Raw genomic sequence first — 656 nt, 5'->3', positions numbered from 1 at the left:
AAAGTAGGCCAAACGACAGTAGAAGGAACGAAAACGTGGAAAGATAATAACGCGACAGATCGTCCAGCAACAATCAAAGTCGATTTACTGCAAAACGGTCAAGTAGTTGATACAAAAGAAGTAACAGCAGCAACAAATTGGAAGTACACGTTTGACAATCTACAAGCGTATGATGCAAATGGTGTTGCTTATAAGTATGAAGTGAAAGAACAACCAGTAGCAGGATACCAATCCAAAGTAAACGGTTATGACATTACGAATACAAAAGTAGGTCAAACAAAAGTAGAAGGAACGAAGACGTGGAAAGATAATAATGCCACAGATCGTCCGGCAACAATCAAAGTAGACCTTCTGCAAAATGGTCAAGTAATTGATACAAAAGACGTAACAGCGACAAGCAATTGGAAGTACACATTTGACAACCTACAAGCGTACGATGCAAACGGAGTAGCGTACAAGTATGAAGTGAAAGAACAACCAGTAGATGGATATAAATCTGAAGTAAATGGTTATGACATCACAAATACAAAAGTGAGCCAAACGAGAGTAGACGGAACAAAAACGTGGAATGACAACAATGCGACAGATCGTCCAGCAACAATCAAAGTCGATTTACTGCAAAACGGTCAAGTAGTTGATACAAAAGAAGTAACAGC

1 protein-coding gene is annotated in these 656 nt (G+C 39.0%); it reads left to right on the top strand.

What is annotated here, in order from left to right; genetic code table 11:
• Positions 1-656: Cna B-type domain-containing protein (locus PLX19_RS25935; RefSeq protein WP_272191804.1), on the top strand; the 656-nt coding region annotated here is incomplete at both ends.

The sequence above is a fragment of the Bacillus sp. BP-3 genome (assembly GCF_028401955.1).
Lineage (GTDB): Bacteria > Bacillota > Bacilli > Bacillales > Bacillaceae_G > Bacillus_A.
The sequence above is the reverse complement of the archived record's forward strand: the minus strand, read 5'-3'. Positions and strand labels throughout refer to the sequence as shown.